The organism is Caballeronia sp. LjRoot29, assembly GCF_964252755.1.
GTDB lineage: Bacteria > Pseudomonadota > Gammaproteobacteria > Burkholderiales > Burkholderiaceae > Caballeronia.
Genome location: NZ_CAXUPU020000085.1, coordinates 1 through 2,176, shown reverse-complemented (window position 1 = coordinate 2,176; position 2,176 = coordinate 1). Strand labels below are relative to the sequence as shown.

Annotated in this window: 2 tRNA genes and 1 rRNA gene; all 3 read left to right on the top strand. The window is 52.7% G+C overall.

The window, feature by feature from the left end:
• The first annotated feature begins 74 nt into the window (after positions 1 to 74).
• Positions 75 to 1,607: ribosomal RNA gene (locus tag ACSQ83_RS35800) — 16S ribosomal RNA — on the top strand.
• A 70-nt stretch (positions 1,608 to 1,677) separates the two neighbouring features.
• Positions 1,678 to 1,754 (top strand) — tRNA-Ile (locus ACSQ83_RS35795).
• A gap of 80 nt (positions 1,755 to 1,834) precedes the next feature.
• Positions 1,835 to 1,910 (top strand) — tRNA-Ala (locus tag ACSQ83_RS35790).
• The last annotated feature ends 266 nt before the right edge of the window (positions 1,911 to 2,176 follow it).

Below are 2,176 nucleotides of genomic sequence, written 5' to 3'. Positions count from 1 at the left end.
GGAAGATGGGAGGAACTTGTCAGTACGTTGAGTGAGCGACCTATTCGCAAGAATAGAAAACAGTAACAGGCATTGAACTGAAGAGTTTGATCCTGGCTCAGATTGAACGCTGGCGGCATGCCTTACACATGCAAGTCGAACGGCAGCACGGGGGCAACCCTGGTGGCGAGTGGCGAACGGGTGAGTAATACATCGGAACGTGTCCTGTAGTGGGGGATAGCCCGGCGAAAGCCGGATTAATACCGCATACGATCTACGGAAGAAAGCGGGGGATCCTTCGGGACCTCGCGCTATAGGGGCGGCCGATGGCAGATTAGCTAGTTGGTGGGGTAAAGGCCTACCAAGGCGACGATCTGTAGCTGGTCTGAGAGGACGACCAGCCACACTGGGACTGAGACACGGCCCAGACTCCTACGGGAGGCAGCAGTGGGGAATTTTGGACAATGGGGGAAACCCTGATCCAGCAATGCCGCGTGTGTGAAGAAGGCCTTCGGGTTGTAAAGCACTTTTGTCCGGAAAGAAAACCTTTGGGCTAATACCCTGAGGGGATGACGGTACCGGAAGAATAAGCACCGGCTAACTACGTGCCAGCAGCCGCGGTAATACGTAGGGTGCGAGCGTTAATCGGAATTACTGGGCGTAAAGCGTGCGCAGGCGGTTCGTTAAGACAGATGTGAAATCCCCGGGCTTAACCTGGGAACTGCATTTGTGACTGGCGAGCTAGAGTATGGCAGAGGGGGGTAGAATTCCACGTGTAGCAGTGAAATGCGTAGAGATGTGGAGGAATACCGATGGCGAAGGCAGCCCCCTGGGCCAATACTGACGCTCATGCACGAAAGCGTGGGGAGCAAACAGGATTAGATACCCTGGTAGTCCACGCCCTAAACGATGTCAACTAGTTGTTGGGTCTTCATTGACTTAGTAACGTAGCTAACGCGTGAAGTTGACCGCCTGGGGAGTACGGTCGCAAGATTAAAACTCAAAGGAATTGACGGGGACCCGCACAAGCGGTGGATGATGTGGATTAATTCGATGCAACGCGAAAAACCTTACCTACCCTTGACATGGTCGGAACCCTGCTGAAAGGTGGGGGTGCTCGAAAGAGAACCGATACACAGGTGCTGCATGGCTGTCGTCAGCTCGTGTCGTGAGATGTTGGGTTAAGTCCCGCAACGAGCGCAACCCTTGTCCTTAGTTGCTACGCAAGAGCACTCTAAGGAGACTGCCGGTGACAAACCGGAGGAAGGTGGGGATGACGTCAAGTCCTCATGGCCCTTATGGGTAGGGCTTCACACGTCATACAATGGTCGGAACAGAGGGCTGCCAACCCGTGAGGGGGAGCTAATCCCAGAAAACCGATCGTAGTCCGGATCGTAGTCTGCAACTCGACTACGTGAAGCTGGAATCGCTAGTAATCGCGGATCAGCATGCCGCGGTGAATACGTTCCCGGGTCTTGTACACACCGCCCGTCACACCATGGGAGTGGGTTTCACCAGAAGTAGGTAGCCTAACCGCAAGGAGGGCGCTTACCACGGTGGGATTCATGACTGGGGTGAAGTCGTAACAAGGTAGCCGTATCGGAAGGTGCGGCTGGATCACCTCCTTTCTCGAGCTCAAACGTTTTGAAGTGAAGTGCTAAAGCGCTCACGCTTATCGGCTGTAAGAAGACAGGCTAAGGGTCTGTAGCTCAGTTGGTTAGAGCACCGTCTTGATAAGGCGGGGGTCGTTGGTTCGAATCCAACCAGACCCACCATGATTCGCTTGAGTGGTGCTTAACGAATACGTTAAACGTCACCAAAGAGGAATTACGGACCCTTCAGCATCAAGGTACTTGGGGGATTAGCTCAGCTGGGAGAGCACCTGCTTTGCAAGCAGGGGGTCGTCGGTTCGATCCCGTCATCCTCCACCAATCACCAACGCATAGCATTCTTTGCACACGAGAGTGATTATGCATTGGCGATTGAGCCAGTCAGTAAGCAATTTAAGGCATAGCGCTTTAAGTTGTGCTGTCGTTCTTTAACAATCTGGAAGAAGTAGTAAAGAGATTCACGAAAATACACTTAGAGATGGGTGTGTGAGTAGGTGAATCAGGGTTGTGATTGTATCAATGTATGAAAAGGTGATCGAAAGATTGCTTTGGAATACGGCGCAACACGAATACTCAACCTATAGCGG